This is a genomic window from Sphaerotilus uruguayifluvii, assembly GCF_013294065.1.
Classification (GTDB): Bacteria; Pseudomonadota; Gammaproteobacteria; order Burkholderiales; family Burkholderiaceae_C; genus Sphaerotilus; species Sphaerotilus uruguayifluvii.
The window spans coordinates 138,125-156,127 of record NZ_JABSNM010000004.1 but is presented as its reverse complement, the minus strand read 5'-3'; the positions used below and the strand labels follow the sequence as shown (position 1 = coordinate 156,127).

The following is an 18,003-nucleotide window of genomic DNA, read 5'->3' as shown; positions in this document are numbered from 1 at the left end:
AAGAAGACAGGAAGAATCCCATGCAAGCCTTCACCGTTCACCAGGGCCTGGTGGCCCCGATGGATCGCGACAACGTCGACACCGACGCGATCATCCCGAAGCAGTTCCTGAAGTCGATCCAGCGCAGCGGCTTCGGCCCGAACCTGTTCGACGAGTGGCGCTACCTGGATCAACCCGGCCAGCCCGGCGTGCCCGAATCGGCCCGCCAGCCCAACCCCGACTTCGTGCTGAACCAGTCGCGCTACAAGGGCGCCTCGGTGCTGCTGGCGCGCAAGAACTTCGGCTGCGGCTCCAGCCGCGAGCACGCGCCGTGGGCGCTGGAGCAGTTCGGCTTCCGCGCCATCATCGCGCCGAGCTTCGCCGACATCTTCTTCAGCAACTGCTTCAAGAACGGCCTGCTGCCCATTCAGCTGCCCGAGGCGACCGTGGCCAGGCTCTTCGACGAGGTCTTCGCCTTCCCCGGCTACCAGCTGACCGTCGACCTGCCGCGCCAGGTCGTCGTCAAGCCGGACGGCACCGAGATCGCCTTCGACGTGCAGCCCTTCCGCAAGTACTGCCTGGTCAACGGCTTCGACGACATCGGCCTGACGCTGCGCCAGAAGGACAAGATCCAGGCCTTCGAGGCCGAGCGTCTGGCCCGCATGCCCTGGCTGGCGCACCGCCAGGTCGGCTGAGCCGCCGTCGCCCCGTTCCTGTCTTTCCCGTCTTTCCGAGATCCACCATGACCCACAAGATCGCAGTCCTGCCCGGTGACGGCATCGGCACCGAGATCGTCGCCGAGGCCGTCAAGGTCCTGAACGTGCTCGAGCTGCCGCTCGAGATGGAAACCGCCCCGGTCGGCGGCGCCGCCTATGAAGTGGCCGGCCACCCGCTGCCCGAGTCGACGCTGAAGCTGGCCCAGGATTCCGACGCCATCCTGTTCGGTGCCGTCGGCGACTGGAAGTACGACACGCTCGAGCGCCGTCTGCGTCCCGAGCAGGCCATCCTTGGCCTGCGCAAGGCGCTGGGCCTCTTTGCCAACTTCCGCCCGGCCATCTGCTACGAGCAGCTCGTCGGCGCCTCGAGCCTGAAGCCCGAGCTGATCGCGGGCCTGGACATCCTGATCATCCGCGAGCTGACCGGCGACATCTACTTCGGCCAGCCGCGCGGCCGCCGCGTCGCCACCGACGGCCACTTCCCCGGTGCCGAGGAAGCCTTCGACACGATGCGCTACAGCCGCCCGGAGATCGAGCGCATCGCCCACGTCGCCTTCCAGGCCGCGCGCAAGCGCTCGAAGAAGGTCACCTCGGTCGACAAGGCCAACGTGCTGGAGACCTTCCAGTTCTGGAAGGATGTCGTGACCGAGGTGCATCAGCAGTATCCGGACGTCGAGCTCGAGCACATGTACGTCGACAACGCCGCGATGCAGCTGGTCAAGGCGCCGAAGAAGTTCGACGTGCTCTTCACCGGCAACATGTTCGGCGACATCCTGTCGGACGAGGCGGCGATGCTGACCGGCTCGATCGGCATGCTGCCCTCGGCGTCGCTCAATGCCAACGGTCAGGGCCTGTACGAGCCCAGCCACGGCAGCGCGCCCGACATCGCCGGCAAGGGCGTGGCCAATCCTCTGGCTACAATCCTGTCCGCTGCCATGATGCTTCGTTTCTCCCTCAACCAGCCTGAAGCGGCCGACCGGATCGAGTCGGCCGTGCGTGCCGTCCTGGCCGCGGGGCTTCGCACGCCCGACATCTGGTCGGAGGGAACGACGCGGGTGGGCACGCGCGAGATGGGTGACGCCGTGGTCGCGGCGATCACCGGCAAAGGCATTACCAAGAGCTGACCGCTCCGCCTCGTCTCGCCTGTCCCTCCCTCAACCCCGGCGAAGCGAGCCGGGGAGGGTCGGGACACCACTCGTCAAACGGCGCCAGGAAAGCGCCACGGAAAGGGCAAGAAAATGAAACTCGTCGGATTGGTCGGATGGCGCGGCATGGTCGGCTCCGTCCTGATGGATCGCATGCAGGCCGAGGGCGACTTCGGCCTGATCGAGCCGCTGTTCTTCTCGACCTCGAACGCCGGCGGTGCCGCGCCGTCGATGGCCAGGAACGAGACGAAGCTGCAGGACGCCTTCGACATCGAGGCCCTGAAGCGCTGCGAGATCATCATCACCGCGCAGGGCGGCGACTACACCAGCGAGGTGTTCCCGAAGCTGCGCGCGGCCGGCTGGAACGGCCACTGGATCGACGCGGCGTCCACGCTGCGCATGAAGGACGACGCGGTCATCATCCTCGACCCGGTCAACATGCCGGTGATCAAGGACGCGCTGGCCAAGGGTGGCAGGAACTGGGTCGGCGGCAACTGCACCGTCAGCTGCATGCTGATGGGCGTGGGCGCGCTCTACAAGGCCGGTCTGGTCGAGTGGATGAGCACCCAGACCTACCAGGCCGCATCCGGCGGCGGCGCGCAGCACATGCGTGAGCTGCTGACGCAGTTCGGCACGCTGAACGCCGAGGTCAAGGCCCTGCTCGACGACCCGAAGAGCGCCATCCTCGAGATCGACCGCCAGATCATCGCCAAGCAGCGCTCGCTGAGCGCGACCGAGACGGCCAACTTCGGCGTGCCGCTGGGTGGCTCGCTGATCCCCTGGATCGACAAGGATCTGGGCAACGGCCAGTCGCGCGAAGAGTGGAAGGGCATGGCCGAGACCAACAAGATCCTGGGTCTGGGCGAGGGCTTCGGCTCGGCCGCCATTCCGGTGGACGGCTTCTGCGTGCGCATCGGCGCGATGCGCTGCCACTCGCAGGCCCTGACCTTCAAGCTGAAGAAGGACGTGCCGACCGCGGACATCGAGGCCATGATCGCCGCCGACAACGAGTGGGTGAAGGTCGTTCCGAACACCCGCGAGGCGACCATCAAGGACCTGACCCCGGTGGCCACGACCGGCACGCTGACGATTCCCGTGGGCCGCATCCGCAAGCTGGCGATGGGCCCCGAGTACGTCGGCGCCTTCACGATCGGCGACCAGCTGCTGTGGGGCGCCGCCGAGCCGCTGCGCCGCATGCTGCGCATCCTGCTCGACGCCTGATCAGGCCGCGGATCCGGAAATCGTGCGGATGTTCGTTGCCCCCGGGCAACGAGCCTCCGCATCGTCAATTGCACGGCTGACGATCGTGCGAGAAGCTCGGAATGTCAGGCAGTGCATGAGCTTGTCTTTGTATCTGCTTGATGTTATTGTATTTTCGGATATTTGAGCGTTCACTGCTCGTACTGACTGGTGCGAAGGACGGCCTGGAGTCGGGCTTCGCAGCATGGGAGACGCCTTGAAAACCGAGACGAAGCGCACCGGGCGTTTGGCTCTGAAACAGATCGCGGCCGCTGCCGCCATGATGGCCGTCATCGGGACGACGCCGTCGGCCTGGGCGCTGAGCCTGGGACGGCTGAGCGTGCAGTCGGCCCTGGGCGAGACGCTGCGCGCCGAGATCGATGTCACGAGCCTGACGCCGGACGAAGCCGCCAACCTGCGCGTGCGGGTCGCCCCGCCGGATGCCTACCGCATCGCCGGGGTGGACTACAACCCGGTCCTGCCGTCGACGGCCGTGGCGCTGCAGCGCCGTGCCGATGGCACTCCCTTCCTTCGCATCACCAGCGACCGTTCGGTCCAGGAACCCTTCGTCGACGTGATCCTCGAGCTGTCGTGGTCGAGCGGCCGCCTGCTGCGCGAGTACACGCTGCTGTTCGATCCGCCGGCGACGGCCCGTGCTCCGGCCGCGCCATCGACGCCGGCCGCGGCGGCTCCGGCCGCCCAGGCGCCCGCGCCGGCCGCGGCGAGCCGTCCGACGCGCGCCGAAGTGGCCGCGGCGATGGCGGCCGAGGCCGCCTCGCGGGCCGAGGCGCGCCGTCAGGCTGCGCCGGCACCGGCGCCTGCGCCCGAATCCGCCGAGAAGCCGGTGGCGGCCGCCAAGCCGGCCCGCCGTGCGGCACCTGCGCCGGCGCCCGCCGCCGAGCCGTCCTCGGCCGACAGCGCCGGCAGCGGCCAGTACCGCGTCCGGCCGGGCGACACGCTGTCGACCGTGGCCGCGAAGCTGCAGGTCTCCGGCGTCTCGCTCGACCAGATGCTCGTCGGCCTGTACCAGGGCAACGCCCAGGCCTTCGTCGGCAACAACATGAACCGCCTGCGCTCCGGCGCGGTGCTGACGGTGCCCAGCCAGGACAAGCTCGCCGGCATCGACGAGCGTCAGGCGCGCCGCCTGATCCGCGTCCAGAGCGCCAACTTCAACGCCTACCGCCAGCGTCTGGCCGCCGCCGTGCCCGAGCAGGCGCGCGCCTCCGAGCCGACCCGCAAGGGCTCCGGCCAGGTCGATGCGCGCGTGGTCGATGCCGGCAAGCCGACCTCGCCGCAGCCCGACGTGCTGAAGCTCGACAAGGCCCCGGCCAAGCCCGGAGCCACCGCGCCGGACGAAGCCGTGCTGAAGGATCGCGCCGGCAAGGAGGCTGCCAAGCGCAGCGACGAGCTGGCCCGGAACCTGAAGGATCTCAAGGACCTGCAGGCCGCGTCCAGCGCCGCGATGGGTTCCGGCCCGGCCAAGGGCGCCTCGGATGCTTCCGCGGTGACGCTGCCGGCCCGTCCGTCCGACAAGCCGGCCTCGGCCCCGGTCGCGACGGCCGCTTCGGCGGCGGACAAGGCCTCCGAGGCGATCGCCAGGGCGACGACACCGCCTTCGATGGCCTCCGAGCCGCTGATCGCGCCGCCGCCGGCCAGCGCACCGGCACCGGCCGCCTCCGCGCCGGTGGCGATGCCGCCGGCTCCGGCGCCCGCCGCCTCGCGCCCGCCGCTGCCGATGGACCCGACGACGACCGAGGAGCCCTCGCTGCTCGACTCGCTGTCCGAGAACCCGCTGCTGCTGCCGGGCGCCGGCCTGATCCTGGCGATCCTCGCCGGTCTGGGCTACTACCGCCTGCGTGGCCGCAACAAGGACGAGGCCGGCGTGACCTCGTTCCTCGAGAGCCGCATGCAGCCGGACTCGTTCTTCGGCGCCAGCGGCGGCCAGCGCGTCGACACCCGCGATGCCTCCGGCTCGCCGTCGTCGATGAGCTACTCGCTGAGCCAGATCGACGCGATCGGTGACGTCGACCCGGTCGCCGAGGCCGATGTCTACCTGGCCTATGGCCGCGACCTGCAGGCCGAGGAGATCCTGAAGGAGGCGATGCGCGCCAACCCGGAGCGTCTGGCCATCCGCACCAAGCTGCTCGAGGTCTACGCCAAGCGCCGTGACACCAAGGGCTACGAGATGCTCGCCGGCGAGCTCTACGGCCTGACCGGCGGTCAGGGCGAGGACTGGCTGCGTGCCCAGGAGCTCGGCCGCTCGATCGATCCGGAGAACCCGCTGTACGAGCCGGGCGGCCAGCCGGGCCGCGGCCTGACCGGTGCCGGTCCGCTCGAGCCGCTGGGCGCGAGCACGATGCCGCAGTCGGTCGTGCCTTCGCCGACCCGCTTCGAGCAGGGTTCGGTGCCGGACCTGGACCTGGACGCGATCATCTCGGTGCCGCCCGAGTCGCCGGCGCCGGCCCCCGTGTCGAGTCGCCTGGCCGCGGTCGACGAGGTCGATCTCGACATCTCCGTGCCGGCGCCGATGGACGACCTGCCGTCGATGTCGGGCGGCTATGTCAGCGCGGCGGCCGCGCCGTTCGTCGACAGCCGCCAGCCCGACCCGGGTCCGGAGATCGATGCGCACAGCATCGACTTCGAGCTCGGCGACCTGCCCGACATCAGCGAGCCGGTGGTGGCGCTGGCCGACAGCCACGATCTGCCGAAGGTCGACTTCGACGGCCTGTCGCTGGACTTCGACCTGAATCCGACGCAGTCGCCGGCCCAGGACTCGATCGTCGACGAATACCCGGTGCTGCTCGACGGCTCCGAGGACGACGGCGATCCGCTGGCCCGCAAGGTCGACCTCGCCAAGGAGTTCCTCGACTTCGGCGACAAGGAATCGGCCCGCGACATGCTGCAGGACGTCATCGAGAAGACCGACAGCGCCGAGCTGAAGGCCCGCGCGCAGTCGATGCTCGACGGTCTGGCGTGATCGTCCGCTTCCTGTCCGCCTCTCCCGTCCAGGGACCGACGCCTTGCGCATCGCGCTAGGCGTCGCCTACCGTGGCAGCGCCTATCACGGCTGGCAGAGCCAGCCCGGCGGTGCCACGGTCCAGGATCATCTCGAAGCGGCGCTGTCGCAGTTCGCGGCCGCGCCGATCCACACCGTCTGCGCCGGTCGCACCGACACCGGGGTGCACGGCCTGAACCAGGTCGTGCACTTCGACACCGACCGGGTGCGCGAGGCCTTCTCCTGGGTGCGCGGCACCAACCGCTACCTGCCCGCCGACATCGCGGTGCAGTGGTGCCGCACCGTGCCGGACGACTTCCATGCCCGCAACCATGCGCGCGGGCGGCGCTACGCCTACATCCTTCTCGAGTCGCCGATGCGGCCGTCGATCGACGCCGGCTCGGTGGGCTGGTCCTTCCGCCGGCTCGACGGCGAGGCGATGCGCGAGGCTGCGGCGCACCTGATCGGCGAGCACGACTTCTCGGCCTTCCGCTCCTCGGAATGCCAGGCGGCCTCGCCGGTCAAGCTGATGCGCGAGATCGGCGTGCGGCGCTGCGGCGCCTACTGGCGCTTCGACTTCGAGGCGGTGGCCTTCCTGCACCACATGATCCGCAACATCATGGGCTGCATGGTCGCCATCGGCAGCGGCAACCGGCCCAGCGGCTGGATGGCCGAGGTGCTGGCCTCGCGCGACCGCGACTGCGCCGCGCCGACCTTCGCCCCGGACGGGCTGCACTTTCTCGGTCCCCGCTACGATGCCCACCTCGGGCTGCCGATGCGCACCGCCAGCTTCGACAGCCTGCCCGGCGCGGCCGACGACGGGCTGCCGCCGGCCTGAGCGCTGTCCCCGGCCCGTCCCTGTCGCCCCGATCCTGTCGAGATCCGTCGAGAACGCTCCCATGTCCGCCACCCTGTCCCGCGCCGAGCGCACCCGCATCAAGATCTGCGGCCTGACCCGCGAGGCCGACGTCGATGCCGCCGTCGAAGCCGGTGCCGACGCGATCGGCTTCGTGCTGTGGTCGGGCAGCGCCCGCCATGTGACGCTGGCCCGCGCGGCCGAGCTGGCCCGGCGTCTGCCGCCCTTCGTGATGCCGGTCGGGCTGTTCGTCAATGCGGCGCAGGCCGAGATCGATGCGGCCTGCACCGCCATCCCGAACCTGCTGCTGCAGTTCCACGGAGATGAAACTCCCGCGCAGTGCGAGGCCGCCAGCAGCGGCCGGCGCCCCTACATGCGGGCGGCACGCATGAAGCCGGGCTTCGATTTGTTAGACTTTGCACAGTCTTATGCCAGTGCCCAGGCCATTCTGCTCGACGCGCATGTCGAGGGGTATGGCGGAGGCGGAAAGGTCTTCGATTGGTCTCTCGTTCCGTCCGGCGTGCCCCGTCCGGTCGTTTTGTCTGGTGGGTTGAGTCCTGCCAACGTGATCGATGGCGTGCTTCGCGTGCGGCCCTGGGCCGTTGACGTGAGTTCCGGCGTCGAGCTCGGCAAGGGTCTGAAGGACCCCGAGCTGATGCGCCGGTTCTGCGAGGCCGTCCGCGAGGCCGATGCACGCCGTGCCGACGCCGACCGCGGCGAGTGATTCCCGAGATCTTCCTGTCTTCACCGGATTCCCGACCATGTTCCAGTACGACCAGCCCGATGCCCGCGGGCATTTCGGCATCTACGGCGGCAGCTTCGTCGCCGAGACGCTGAGCCACGCCCTCGACGAGCTGCGCCAGGCCTACGACCGCTATCGCGACGACGCCGAGTTCCTGGCCGAGTTCCGCCGCGAGCTCAAGCACTTCGTCGGCCGCCCCAGCCCCGTCTACCACGCCGCGCGCATGAGCCGCGAGATGGGCGGCGCGCAGATCTTCCTCAAGCGCGAGGACCTGAACCACACCGGCGCGCACAAGATCAACAACGTCATCGGCCAGGCGCTGCTGGCCAGGCGCATGGGCAAGCCGCGCGTGATCGCCGAGACCGGCGCCGGCCAGCACGGCGTGGCCACCGCGACGATCTGCGCCCGCTACGGCCTGGAATGCGTCGTCTACATGGGCGCCGAGGACGTCAAGCGCCAGAGCCCGAACGTCTATCGCATGCACCTGCTCGGCGCCAAGGTGGTGCCGGTCGAGTCGGGCAGCAAGACGCTCAAGGACGCGCTGAACGAGGCGATGCGCGACTGGGTGACGAACGTCGAGAACACCTTCTACATCATCGGCACCGTGGCGGGTCCGCACCCGTACCCGGCGATGGTGCGCGACTTCCAGAGCATCATCGGCCAGGAATGTCTGACGCAGATGCCCGAGATGATCGCCGAGCTCGGCGGCGGCGCCGAGCGCCAGCCCGACGCGGTGGTCGCCTGCGTGGGCGGGGGCTCCAACGCCATGGGCATCTTCCATCCCTACATCCCGTTCGAGGGCACGCGCCTGATCGGTGTGGAGGCCGCCGGCGAGGGCATGGACACGAACAAGCACTCGGCCTCGCTGCAGCTGGGCAGGCCCGGCGTGCTGCACGGCAACCGCACCTACATCCTGCAGGACGCCAACGGCCAGATCACCGAGACGCACTCGGTGTCGGCCGGGCTGGACTATCCCGGAGTCGGGCCGGAGCACGCGTACTTGAAGGACATCGGCCGTGCGGAATACGTCGGCATCACCGACAAGGAGGCGCTGGCAGCGTTCCACTACCTCTGCCGCACCGAGGGCATCATCCCGGCGCTGGAGTCGAGCCATGCGGTCGCCTACGCGATGAAGCTGGCGAAGACGATGCGCCCGGACCAGCACATCCTGGTCAACCTCTCCGGCCGTGGCGACAAGGACATCGGCACGGTGGCCGACCTGTCGGGCGCCGAGTTCTACTGCCGCCCGTCGTGCCGCGGCCTGTCCGTCAAGGGGGGCGCGCAATGAGCCGCATCCAGACCACCTTCGCCCGCCTGGCCGCCGAAGGCCGCAAGGCCCTGATCCCTTATGTCACCGCGGGTGACCCGTACGCCGACGTCACGGTCGAGCTGATGCACGCGATGGTCGCCGCCGGCGCCGACGTGATCGAGCTGGGCGTGCCGTTCTCCGACCCGATGGCCGACGGCCCCGTGATCCAGCGCGCCAGCGAGCGTGCGCTGCTCAAGGGCATCTCGACCGCCGACGTGCTGGCGATGGTGCGCACCTTCCGCCAGGACGACGCCACCACGCCGGTCGTGCTGATGGGCTACGCCAACCCGGTCGAGTGCTTTGGGCCCGACCGCTTCGTCGACGACGCGAAGGCCGCCGGCGTCGACGGCGTGCTGATCGTCGACTACCCGCCGCAGGAGTGCGAGGCCTTCGCCGCCCGCCTGCGCGCGGCCGACATGGACGCGATCTTCCTGCTGGCGCCGACCTCGACGGACGCGCGCATGCAGGAGGTCGGCCGCATCGCGACCGGCTATGTCTATTACGTGTCGCTCAAGGGCGTGACCGGTGCCGGTCACCTCGACACCGCGGCGGTGGCGGCGATGGTGCCGCGCATCCGCGCCGCGGTGAACGTGCCGGTCGGCGTCGGCTTCGGCATCCGCGATGCCGCCACGGCGGTGGCGGTCGCGCAGGTGTCCGACGCGGTCGTCATCGGCTCCCGTATCATCCAGCTGATCGAGAACGAGCCGCGCGAGCGGGTGCCGGGCGTCGCCGCCGGCTTCCTGCGCGAGATCCGCGCGGCCCTCGACACGCTGCAACTGCAAGCTTCATCCGCAGGAGAATCCGCATGAGTTGGCTCGACAAGCTGCTGCCCCCGAAGATCCAGCAGACCAAGCCCAGCGAGCGTCGCGCCATCCCCGAAGGCCTCTGGGTCAAGTGCGATGCCTGCGAGACGGTGCTGTACAAGACCGACCTGGAGGGCAACGTCAACGTCTGCCCGAAGTGCGGTCACCACCACCGCATCGGCGCGCGCGAGCGTCTGAACGCCTTCCTGGACGACGAGGGCCGCTACGAGGTCGGCCAGGAGGTCGTGCCGGTCGACGCGCTGAAGTTCAAGGACAGCAAGAAGTACCCGGACCGCATCAAGGAGGCGATGGAGTCCACCGGCGAGACCGATGCGCTCGTCGTGATGGGCGGCTCGGTGATGAGCATGCCGGTGGTGGCCGCGTGCTTCGAGTTCGACTTCATGGGCGGCTCGATGGGCTCGGTGGTCGGCGAGCGCTTCGCGCGCGGCGTCGAGACCGCGATCGAGCAGAAGGTGCCCTTCATCTGCTTCACCGCCACGGGCGGTGCGCGCATGCAGGAAGGCCTGCTGTCGCTGATGCAGATGGCCAAGACCAATGCGGCGCTGACCCGCCTGGCCAAGGCCGGTCTGCCCTACATCAGCGTGCTGACCGACCCGACGATGGGCGGCGTGTCGGCCTCGTTCGCCTTTGTCGGCGACGTGGTCATCGCCGAGCCGAAGGCGCTGATCGGCTTCGCCGGCCCGCGCGTGATCGAGAACACCGTTCGCGAGAAGCTGCCCGAGGGCTTCCAGCGCTCCGAGTTCCTGCTGCAGAAGGGCGCGCTGGACATGATCGTCGACCGCCGCGAGCTGCGCGAGACGATCGCGCGCCTGCTGGCCAAGCTGCAGCGCCAGAGCGCCGACGCGGTGGCCTGACCGGCCCGACACCGCATCCACCGCTGCCGGGGGCGTCGCGAGGCGCCCCTCGGTCGTTTCTGATTCTTGCCTCGTCTCATGAAGACCCTTTCCGACTGGCTCGCGCACTGCGAGCGGCTGCATCCGGCGACGATCGAGCTGGGCCTGGCGCGCGTGCAGCGCGTGCGCGAGCAGCTGGACCTGCGCTTCGACGTGCCGGTGTTCACCGTGGCCGGCACCAACGGCAAGGGGTCGACCTGCGCGATGCTCGAAGCCATCCTGATGCAGGCCGGCTACCGCACCGCGGTCTACGGTTCGCCCCATCTGGTGCGCTTCGAGGAGCGCATGCGCCTGAACGGCGAGGTGGTCGCGCCCGAGCTGCTGCTGCCGCACTTCGAGGCGGTCGAGGCGGCGCGCCTGGCCACCGGGCAGTCGCTGACCTATTTCGAGTTCACCACGCTGGCGATCCTGCGCGCGATGAGCGTGCAGCCGCTCGACGCGGTGATCCTGGAGGTGGGGCTGGGCGGCCGGCTCGACGCGGTCAACATCATCGACGCCGACTGCGCGGTCATCACCAGCATCGATCTCGACCACATGGACTGGCTCGGGCCCGACCGCGAGGCGATCGGCCGCGAGAAGGCCGGCATCATGCGTCCGGGCCGGCCGGTGGTGGTGTCGGATCCGGTGCCGCCGCAGAGCGTGGTCGACCACGCCGAGGCGCTCGGCGCCGACCTCTGGCGCTTCGGCCGCGACTTCAACTACGCCGGCGACCGCCAGCAGTGGGGCTGGAGCGGACGCGGGCGGCGCTGGAACGCGCTGGGCTATCCGGCGCTGCGCGGCGCCAACCAGCTGATCAATGCCGCGGGCGTGCTGGCGGCGCTGGAGGCGATGCGCCCGCGCCTGCCGGTGCCGGCGCAGGCGATCCGCAACGGCCTGGCGCTGGTCGAGCTGCCCGGACGCTTCCAGGTCGTGCCGGGCCAGCCGACGCTGGTGCTCGACGTGGCCCACAACCCGCACGCGGCGGCGGTGCTGGCGCAGAACCTCGACCAGATGGGCTACTTCCCGCGCACCCACGCGGTGCTGGGCGCGATGGCCGACAAGGATCTGGCCGGGCTGGTCGCGCCGCTGCTGCCGCTGGTCGACACCTGGCATCTGTGCGCGCTCGACATCGGCCGCGCGGCCTCGCCCGAGCAGCTGCGCGAGGCGATCGAGGCCGCCGCGGCGCGCCGGCCGGCCGGCTCGGCGCCGCTGCCGCCGATGCGCGTCGTGCTGCACGCCGACCCGGTCAGCGCCCTCGGGGAATCCCTGAAGGGGGCCGACCCCACTGATAGAATCGTCGTCTTCGGATCGTTCCACACCGTCGGTGGCGTGCTGCAGAAGGGACTGCCGCGACTGGGCGCTGCCCATGTCGGACCCGCTGCGGGCATCCCGACCAACGCGGCCTGACGGCTGAACCAGATGGGTCTGTTCTCCTCTCTCAAGCGCAAGTCGTCCGAGCCCGCGGCGCGCCGCCAGCCGCCCCAGGACCCGGCGCAGGTGGAAACGCTGCGGACCCGGGCGCGCCGTCGCCTGATCGGTGCTGCGGTGCTGGTCGGTGCCGCGGTCGTCGGGCTGCCCTACGTCTTCGATGCCACCCCGCGGCCGGTGCAGCCGACGATGCAGGTGCGCATGCCGGGCGAGCCCGAGATCGTCGTCGGGACGACCCCGCCGGCGGCGTCGGCGGTGGCCGGCGCGGCGTCGGGCCATGAGGCTTCCGCGTCGACCGGCTCGTCTGCGGCCTCGTCCGCCGCGACCGCCGCCGCAGGCAAGGGCACGGCCGTCGCGATGGCCGGCGGTGCCGTGCTCGGCGCGGTGGCGGCCGGTGCCGCCGTCAAGGCGGCCGCGCACGACGACGGCATCATCACCGAGTCGAAGGAATCCGAGGCCGAGCGGCTCGCCCGCGAGAAGGCCGCCCAGGCCGCCCGCGACAAGGAGAAGGAGCGCCAGCGCCTGAAGGCCGAAAAGGCCGAGAAGGAACGCGCCGACCGGGAGAAGGCGCGCAAGGAGAAGGCCGCCCGCGAGGCCGAGGCCGAACGCGAGCGCATCCGCCAGGACAAGGAGCGTGCCGAGCGCCTCGACAGGATCGAGAAGGAGAAGGCCCGCAAGGAGAAGGAGCGCCGCGAGCGCGAGAAGGAGAAGGAAAAGGACCGGGAGAAGGATGCGAAGGCCGCGAAGGACGACCGACGCTATGTCGTCCAGGTCGGCTCCTTCTCCGAGGCCCGCACGGTGCGCGAGACGCGCCAGCGCGTCGAGGACCTGGGCCTGAAGTCCTTCGAGCAGCATGTCGAGACCTCGTCCGGTCGCCGTACCCGCGTGCGTCTGGGCCCGTTCGCGACCAAGGAGGAGGCGGCGCGCGCCGCCTCGAAGCTCAAGGCCGCCGGCGTCAGCGCCGCGGTGCTGCCGCTCTGAGGCGCGGCACGGTGGTGCGGTGACGGATGCTGCAGGACCTCGGATGGCTCGACCTGTCGATGCTGGCGGTGCTGCTGCTGTCGGCGCTCGCCGGGCTGCTGCGCGGGCTGGTCAGCGAGCTGATGTCGCTGGCGGGCTGGTTCGTCGCCTGGCTGCTGGCGCAGGCCTGGGGCCTCGACGTGGCGCTGGCGCTGCATCTGGGATCGCCCGACGGGCCGCTGGTGCGGCTGGGCGGGCTGGTGATCTGCTTCGTCGCGACGCTGCTGGTCTGGCGGCTGCTCTCGTGGCTGCTGCAGCAGCTGATCCAGGCCTCGCCGCTGGCGCCGCTGGACCGGCTGCTCGGCGCGCTCTTCGGCCTGCTGCGCGGCGTGCTGGTGCTGTGGGCGCTGGTGATGATGCTGGCGCTGACGCCGCTGGCGCGCCAGGAGGCCTGGCGCGTCTCGACCGGCGTCGGCTGGATCGCGCAGGTCCATGGCTGGATGTCGCCATGGCTGCCCGGAGACTGGGGACCGGCGGCCGCGCCGCCGGCCGCTGAGGATCCCGCGCCGCCGGCCTGAGGTCGGTGCGCTGCCGCGGGATCGCGGCGAGATTCGAATTTCCTCGGGAAGGAAGGCCCGCGCGGCCGACCTTCCCGGACCTGTTTGTTGCTGAAGATGGAGTGAACGATGTGTGGCATCGTCGGGGTGATTTCCAAGTCGCCGGTCAATCAACTGATCTATGACGCGCTGCTGCTGCTGCAGCACCGGGGGCAGGACGCCGCCGGCATCGTGACCGCGATGGGCACGAAGTTCTTCATGCACAAGGCCCGCGGCATGGTGCGCGACGTCTTCCGCACCCGCAACATGCGCGCGCTGCCGGGCACGCTCGGCCTGGGCCAGGTCCGCTATCCGACCGCGGGCAACGCCTACAGCGAGGAGGAGGCTCAGCCCTTCTATGTCAACGCGCCCTTCGGCGTGGTGCTGGTGCACAACGGCAACATCACCAACGCGCATGCGCTGAAGAAGGAGCTGTTCGACATCGACCGCCGCCACATCAACACCGAGAGCGACACCGAGGTGCTGATCAACGTGCTGGCGCACGAGCTCGAGCAGGCCGCGCGCGACCTGCCGCTGACGCACGAGGAGATCTTCAAGGCGGTCGCGGCGGTGCACCGCCGCGTCAAGGGCTCGTATGCGGTGATCGCGCTGATCGCCGGCTACGGCCTGCTGGCCTTCCGCGATCCGTTCGGCATCCGGCCGCTGTGCCTGGGCGCGTCCGAGACCGCCGAGGGCACCGACTGGATGGTCGCCAGCGAGTCGGTCACGCTGGAAGGCACCGGCCACCGCCTGGTGCGCGATGTCGAGCCCGGCGAGGCGGTCTTCATCTCGCTCGACGGCCAGATGCACACCCGCCAGTGCGCCGAGCGCCCGGTGCTCAATCCTTGCGTGTTCGAGTTCGTCTACCTGGCGCGCCCGGATTCGGTCATCGACGGCATCTCGGTCTACCACGCCCGCCTGAACATGGGCGAGACGCTGGCGCAGCGCGTCATCAACATGATGCCGCCCAGCGAGATCGACGTGGTCATCCCGATCCCCGAGTCCAGCCGTCCGGCGGCGATGCAGCTGGCGCAGAAGCTCGGCAAGCCCTACCGCGAGGGCTTCGTGAAGAACCGCTACGTCGGCCGCACCTTCATCATGCCGGGCCAGGGCGTGCGCAAGAAGAGCGTGCGCCAGAAGCTCAATGCCATCGGCATGGAGTTCAAGGGCCGCAACGTGCTGCTGGTCGACGACTCGATCGTGCGCGGCACCACCAGCCGCGAGATCGTGCAGATGGCCCGCGAGGCCGGCGCCAGCAAGGTCTTCATGGCCTCGGCGGCGCCGCCGGTGCGCTTTCCCAACGTCTACGGCATCGACATGCCGACCAAGACCGAGCTGATCGCGCACGGCCGCACGATGGACGAGATCCGCGACTACATCGGCTGCGACGCGCTGATCTACCAGGACGTCGACGCCATGAAGCGCGCGGTGCACGCGCTGCGCCCGGACCTGAAGGGCGTGGAGGCCTCGTGCTTCGACGGCCACTACATCACCGGCGACGTCTCGGCCGAGGACTTCGACGCCATCCAGACCCAGCGCGCCAGCCAGCCGCAGGACGAGGAGGGCGCCGAGCGCACCCGCCTGTCGCTGCAGAGCCCGTCGCAGTGAACCTGTCCGTCGCCTGACCTGGAGAGACCCGCATGACCGAGCCCAAGCGCCTGCCGCGCCTCGAGTTCGCCGACGATGTCCGGCTGGAGACGCTGGCCGTGCGCCAGGGCCTGCCGGCCACGCCGTGGGGCGAGAACTCGGAGGCGCTGTTCCTGACCAGCAGCTTCGTCCATCCTGACGCGGCCACCGCCGCGGCACGCTTCGCGCAGGAGGAGGAAGCCTTCGTTTACAGCCGCTTCACCAACCCGACGACGATGATGATGGAGCGCCGCCTGGCGGCGCTGGAAGGCACCGAGGCCTGCATCGCCACGTCGAGCGGCATGTCGGCCATCATGCTGCTGGTGATGGGCCTGCTGAAGGCGGGCGACCATGTGATCTGCTCGCGCAGCGTGTTCGGCTCGACCATCAAGCTGCTGCAGGGCGAGTTCGGCAAGTTCGGCGTGCAGACCACCTTCGTGTCGCAGACCGATCCCGAGGAGTGGCGCGCGGCGCTGCGCCCCGAGACGAAGCTGCTGTTCGCCGAGACGCCGAGCAACCCGCTCACCGAGGTCTGCGACATCCGCGCGCTGGCCGACATCGCGCACGGCGCGGGCGCGCTCCTGGCGGTGGACAACTGCTTCTGCTCGCCGGCGCTGCAGCAGCCGGCCAGGCTGGGTGCCGACCTGATCATCCATTCGGGCACCAAGTACCTGGACGGCCAGGGCCGCGTCGTCGCCGGCGCGGTCTGCGGGCCGGCGGCGCTGATCGACGGGCCGTTCATGAGCGTGATGCGCTCGGCCGGCATGTGCCTGTCGCCGTTCAACGCCTGGGTGGTGCTCAAGGGCCTGGAGACGCTCTCGATCCGCATGGAGGCGCAGGGCGCCCGCGCGCTGGCGCTGGCCGAGTGGCTGGAGGCGCAGCCGCAGGTCGCCCGGGTCTACTATCCCGGCCTGAAGTCGCACCCGCAGCATGCGCTGGCGATGGCGCAGCAGGGCGGCAACGGCGGCTCGGTGGTCAGCTTCGTCGCCCGCGGCGACACGCCCGAGGCGGCGCGCGCCAACGCCTTCGCGGTCATCGACGCGACCAGGATCTGCTCGATCACCTCGAACCTGGGCGACACCAAGACCACCATCACCCACCCGTCGAGCACCTCGCATGGCCGCCTGACCGAGGCGCAGCGCCTGGCCGCCGGCATCACGCAGGGCATGATCCGCGTGGCCGTCGGCCTGGAGCATGTCGACGACCTGAAGGCCGACCTCGCGCGCGGCCTGGCCCTGATCTGAGTTCCCCATGACCCAAGTCCGCACCCGTTTCGCACCGTCCCCGACCGGCTTCATCCACCTCGGCAACATCCGCTCGGCCCTCTATCCCTGGGCCTGGGCGCGCTCGCAGCAGGGCACGCTGGTGCTGCGCATCGAGGACACCGACGTCGAGCGCTCGTCGCAGGAAGCCGTCGACGTGATCATCGAGAGCATGAAGTGGCTCGGCCTCGACCATGACGAGGGTCCGTTCTACCAGATGCAGCGCATGGACCGCTACAAGGAAGTCCTGGCGCAGCTGGTCGAGCAGGGCTGGGTCTACCCCTGCTACATGAGCACCGAAGCGCTCGACGCGCTGCGCGAGCGCCAGATGGCCAACAAGGAAAAGCCGCGCTACGACGGCACCTGGCGCCCGGAAGAGGGCAAGGTGCTGCCGCCGGTGCCGGAAGGCGTGAAGCCCGTGCTGCGCTTCAAGACGCCCCAGGGCGGCTCGGTGGTGTGGGAGGACAAGGTCAAGGGCCGCATCGAGATCAGCAACGACGAGCTCGACGATCTGGTCATCGCGCGCCCGGACGGCACGCCGACCTACAACTTCTGCGTCGTGGTCGACGACATCGACATGGACATCACCCATGTCATCCGGGGTGACGACCACGTCAACAACACGCCGCGCCAGATCCATGTCTTCCGCGCCCTGGGCAAGGAGCCGCCGGTCTACGCTCACTTGCCGACCGTCCTGAACGAGCAGGGCGAGAAGATGAGCAAGCGCCGCGGCGCCAAGCCGGTGACGCAGTACCGCGACGAGGGCTATCTGGCCGAGGCGGTCGTCAACTACCTGGCCCGCCTGGGCTGGAGCCACGGCGACGACGAGATCTTCAGCCGCGCGCAGCTGGTCGAGTGGTTCAACCTCGACCACCTCGGCCGCAGCGCCAGCCAGTTCGACGAGACCAAGATGCGCTGGGTGAACGCCCAGCACATGAAGCTGTGCGACAACGCGGTGCTGGCCGGCCTGGTGGCCGAGCAGCTCGGCCGGCGCGGCATCACGGCGGTGGCCGACGAGCGTCTGGCGGCGATGTGCGCGCTGTTCAAGGACCGCTGCAGCACCACGGTCGAGCTGGCCGACTGGCTGTCGATCTACTTCGTCGACGTGCAGCCTGCCGAGGCGGATCTGGCCCAGCACCTCAACGAGGTGTCGCGTCCGGCGCTGGTGCAGCTGCGCGACCGGCTGGCCGCGCTCGAGACCTGGGACGCCGCGGCGATCAGCGGCGCCATCAAGGCCGTCATCGGCGAGCTGAAGATCAAGATGCCGCAGCTGGCCATCCCGCTGCGTGTCCTGGTGTGCGGCCGCGCCCAGACGCCGTCGGTCGATGCGGTCCTCGCGCTGTTCGAAAAAAATATTGTGCTGAAACGCTTGCAAAGCGTTTGAGTTCATCACATAATCTCATTCTCGCTTGAACGACGAGACGCCTGACGAAAGACAGCAAGCAATTGAAGTC

Annotated in this window: 15 protein-coding genes; all 15 read left to right on the top strand. The window is 69.8% G+C overall.

Features of this window, described 5'->3' with window-relative positions:
- Positions 1 to 20: 20 nt before the first annotated feature.
- Positions 21 to 674, top strand: coding sequence for a 3-isopropylmalate dehydratase small subunit (gene leuD / locus HNQ01_RS06235; protein WP_173804500.1), 654 nt, complete (start codon positions 21 to 23; stop codon positions 672 to 674).
- Positions 675 to 721: 47 nt separating this feature from the next.
- The gene (gene leuB, locus HNQ01_RS06230; protein WP_149503090.1) at positions 722 to 1,819 is read left to right on the top strand and encodes a 3-isopropylmalate dehydrogenase; all 1,098 of its coding nucleotides are present in this window, start codon (positions 722 to 724) and stop codon (positions 1,817 to 1,819) included.
- A 114-nt stretch (positions 1,820 to 1,933) separates the two neighbouring features.
- Positions 1,934 to 3,061, top strand: a complete 1,128-nt coding sequence (asd, locus tag HNQ01_RS06225) for an aspartate-semialdehyde dehydrogenase (protein WP_173804499.1) — start codon at positions 1,934 to 1,936, stop codon at positions 3,059 to 3,061.
- A 301-nt stretch (positions 3,062 to 3,362) separates the two neighbouring features.
- On the top strand, positions 3,363 to 6,056 hold the full coding sequence (locus HNQ01_RS06220) for a FimV/HubP family polar landmark protein (protein WP_286180524.1): 2,694 nt from the start codon (positions 3,363 to 3,365) through the stop codon (positions 6,054 to 6,056).
- 43 nt (positions 6,057 to 6,099) lie between these two features.
- Positions 6,100 to 6,912 (top strand): tRNA pseudouridine(38-40) synthase TruA, encoded by an 813-nt coding sequence (gene truA / locus HNQ01_RS06215; protein ID WP_173804497.1) that lies wholly within the window; start codon positions 6,100 to 6,102, stop codon positions 6,910 to 6,912.
- A 61-nt stretch (positions 6,913 to 6,973) separates the two neighbouring features.
- Positions 6,974 to 7,654, top strand: coding sequence for a phosphoribosylanthranilate isomerase (locus tag HNQ01_RS06210; protein WP_173804496.1), 681 nt, complete (start codon positions 6,974 to 6,976; stop codon positions 7,652 to 7,654).
- Positions 7,655 to 7,691: 37 nt separating this feature from the next.
- Complete coding sequence (gene trpB / locus HNQ01_RS06205) at positions 7,692 to 8,960, top strand: tryptophan synthase subunit beta (RefSeq protein WP_173804495.1); 1,269 nt, start codon at positions 7,692 to 7,694, stop codon at positions 8,958 to 8,960.
- Entirely contained in the window at positions 8,957 to 9,790 is an 834-nt protein-coding gene (trpA, locus tag HNQ01_RS06200) for a tryptophan synthase subunit alpha (protein ID WP_173804494.1), read from the top strand. Before trpB ends, trpA begins: the two co-directional genes overlap by 4 nt.
- Complete coding sequence (gene accD / locus HNQ01_RS06195; protein ID WP_173804493.1) at positions 9,787 to 10,659, top strand: acetyl-CoA carboxylase, carboxyltransferase subunit beta; 873 nt, start codon at positions 9,787 to 9,789, stop codon at positions 10,657 to 10,659. Before trpA ends, accD begins: the two co-directional genes overlap by 4 nt.
- Before the next feature lie 78 nt (positions 10,660 to 10,737).
- The gene (folC, locus tag HNQ01_RS06190) at positions 10,738 to 12,084 is read left to right on the top strand and encodes a bifunctional tetrahydrofolate synthase/dihydrofolate synthase (RefSeq protein ID WP_173804492.1); all 1,347 of its coding nucleotides are present in this window, start codon (positions 10,738 to 10,740) and stop codon (positions 12,082 to 12,084) included.
- 12 nt (positions 12,085 to 12,096) lie between these two features.
- Complete coding sequence (locus HNQ01_RS06185) at positions 12,097 to 13,086, top strand: SPOR domain-containing protein (protein ID WP_173804491.1); 990 nt, start codon at positions 12,097 to 12,099, stop codon at positions 13,084 to 13,086.
- Between the two features lie 26 nt (positions 13,087 to 13,112).
- Entirely contained in the window at positions 13,113 to 13,643 is a 531-nt protein-coding gene (locus HNQ01_RS06180) for a CvpA family protein (protein ID WP_173804490.1), read from the top strand.
- A gap of 108 nt (positions 13,644 to 13,751) precedes the next feature.
- Positions 13,752 to 15,269, top strand: coding sequence for an amidophosphoribosyltransferase (gene purF / locus HNQ01_RS06175; protein WP_173804489.1), 1,518 nt, complete (start codon positions 13,752 to 13,754; stop codon positions 15,267 to 15,269).
- 32 nt (positions 15,270 to 15,301) lie between these two features.
- Positions 15,302 to 16,531: an O-succinylhomoserine sulfhydrylase gene (locus tag HNQ01_RS06170; RefSeq protein ID WP_173804488.1), complete on the top strand. Its 1,230-nt coding sequence runs from the start codon at positions 15,302 to 15,304 to the stop codon at positions 16,529 to 16,531.
- 7 nt (positions 16,532 to 16,538) lie between these two features.
- Complete coding sequence (gene gltX / locus HNQ01_RS06165) at positions 16,539 to 17,933, top strand: glutamate--tRNA ligase (RefSeq protein ID WP_173804487.1); 1,395 nt, start codon at positions 16,539 to 16,541, stop codon at positions 17,931 to 17,933.
- Positions 17,934 to 18,003: the final 70 nt, after the last annotated feature.

Excerpts from the sequence above, each read along its gene's own strand:
- leuD (WP_173804500.1), top strand. The coding sequence starts at position 21 with ATGCAAGCCTTCACCGTTCACCAGGGCCTGGTGGCCCCGATGGATCGC.
- leuB (WP_149503090.1), top strand. The coding sequence starts at position 722 with ATGACCCACAAGATCGCAGTCCTGCCCGGTGACGGCATCGGCACCGAG.
- asd (WP_173804499.1), top strand. The coding sequence starts at position 1,934 with ATGAAACTCGTCGGATTGGTCGGATGGCGCGGCATGGTCGGCTCCGTC.
- HNQ01_RS06220 (WP_286180524.1), top strand. The coding sequence starts at position 3,363 with ATGGCCGTCATCGGGACGACGCCGTCGGCCTGGGCGCTGAGCCTGGGA.
- HNQ01_RS06210 (WP_173804496.1), top strand. The coding sequence starts at position 6,974 with ATGTCCGCCACCCTGTCCCGCGCCGAGCGCACCCGCATCAAGATCTGC.
- trpB (WP_173804495.1), top strand. The coding sequence starts at position 7,692 with ATGTTCCAGTACGACCAGCCCGATGCCCGCGGGCATTTCGGCATCTAC.
- trpA (WP_173804494.1), top strand. The coding sequence starts at position 8,957 with ATGAGCCGCATCCAGACCACCTTCGCCCGCCTGGCCGCCGAAGGCCGC.
- accD (WP_173804493.1), top strand. The coding sequence starts at position 9,787 with ATGAGTTGGCTCGACAAGCTGCTGCCCCCGAAGATCCAGCAGACCAAG.
- folC (WP_173804492.1), top strand. The coding sequence starts at position 10,738 with ATGAAGACCCTTTCCGACTGGCTCGCGCACTGCGAGCGGCTGCATCCG.
- HNQ01_RS06185 (WP_173804491.1), top strand. The coding sequence starts at position 12,097 with ATGGGTCTGTTCTCCTCTCTCAAGCGCAAGTCGTCCGAGCCCGCGGCG.
- HNQ01_RS06180 (WP_173804490.1), top strand. The coding sequence starts at position 13,113 with ATGCTGCAGGACCTCGGATGGCTCGACCTGTCGATGCTGGCGGTGCTG.
- purF (WP_173804489.1), top strand. The coding sequence starts at position 13,752 with ATGTGTGGCATCGTCGGGGTGATTTCCAAGTCGCCGGTCAATCAACTG.
- HNQ01_RS06170 (WP_173804488.1), top strand. The coding sequence starts at position 15,302 with ATGACCGAGCCCAAGCGCCTGCCGCGCCTCGAGTTCGCCGACGATGTC.
- gltX (WP_173804487.1), top strand. The coding sequence starts at position 16,539 with ATGACCCAAGTCCGCACCCGTTTCGCACCGTCCCCGACCGGCTTCATC.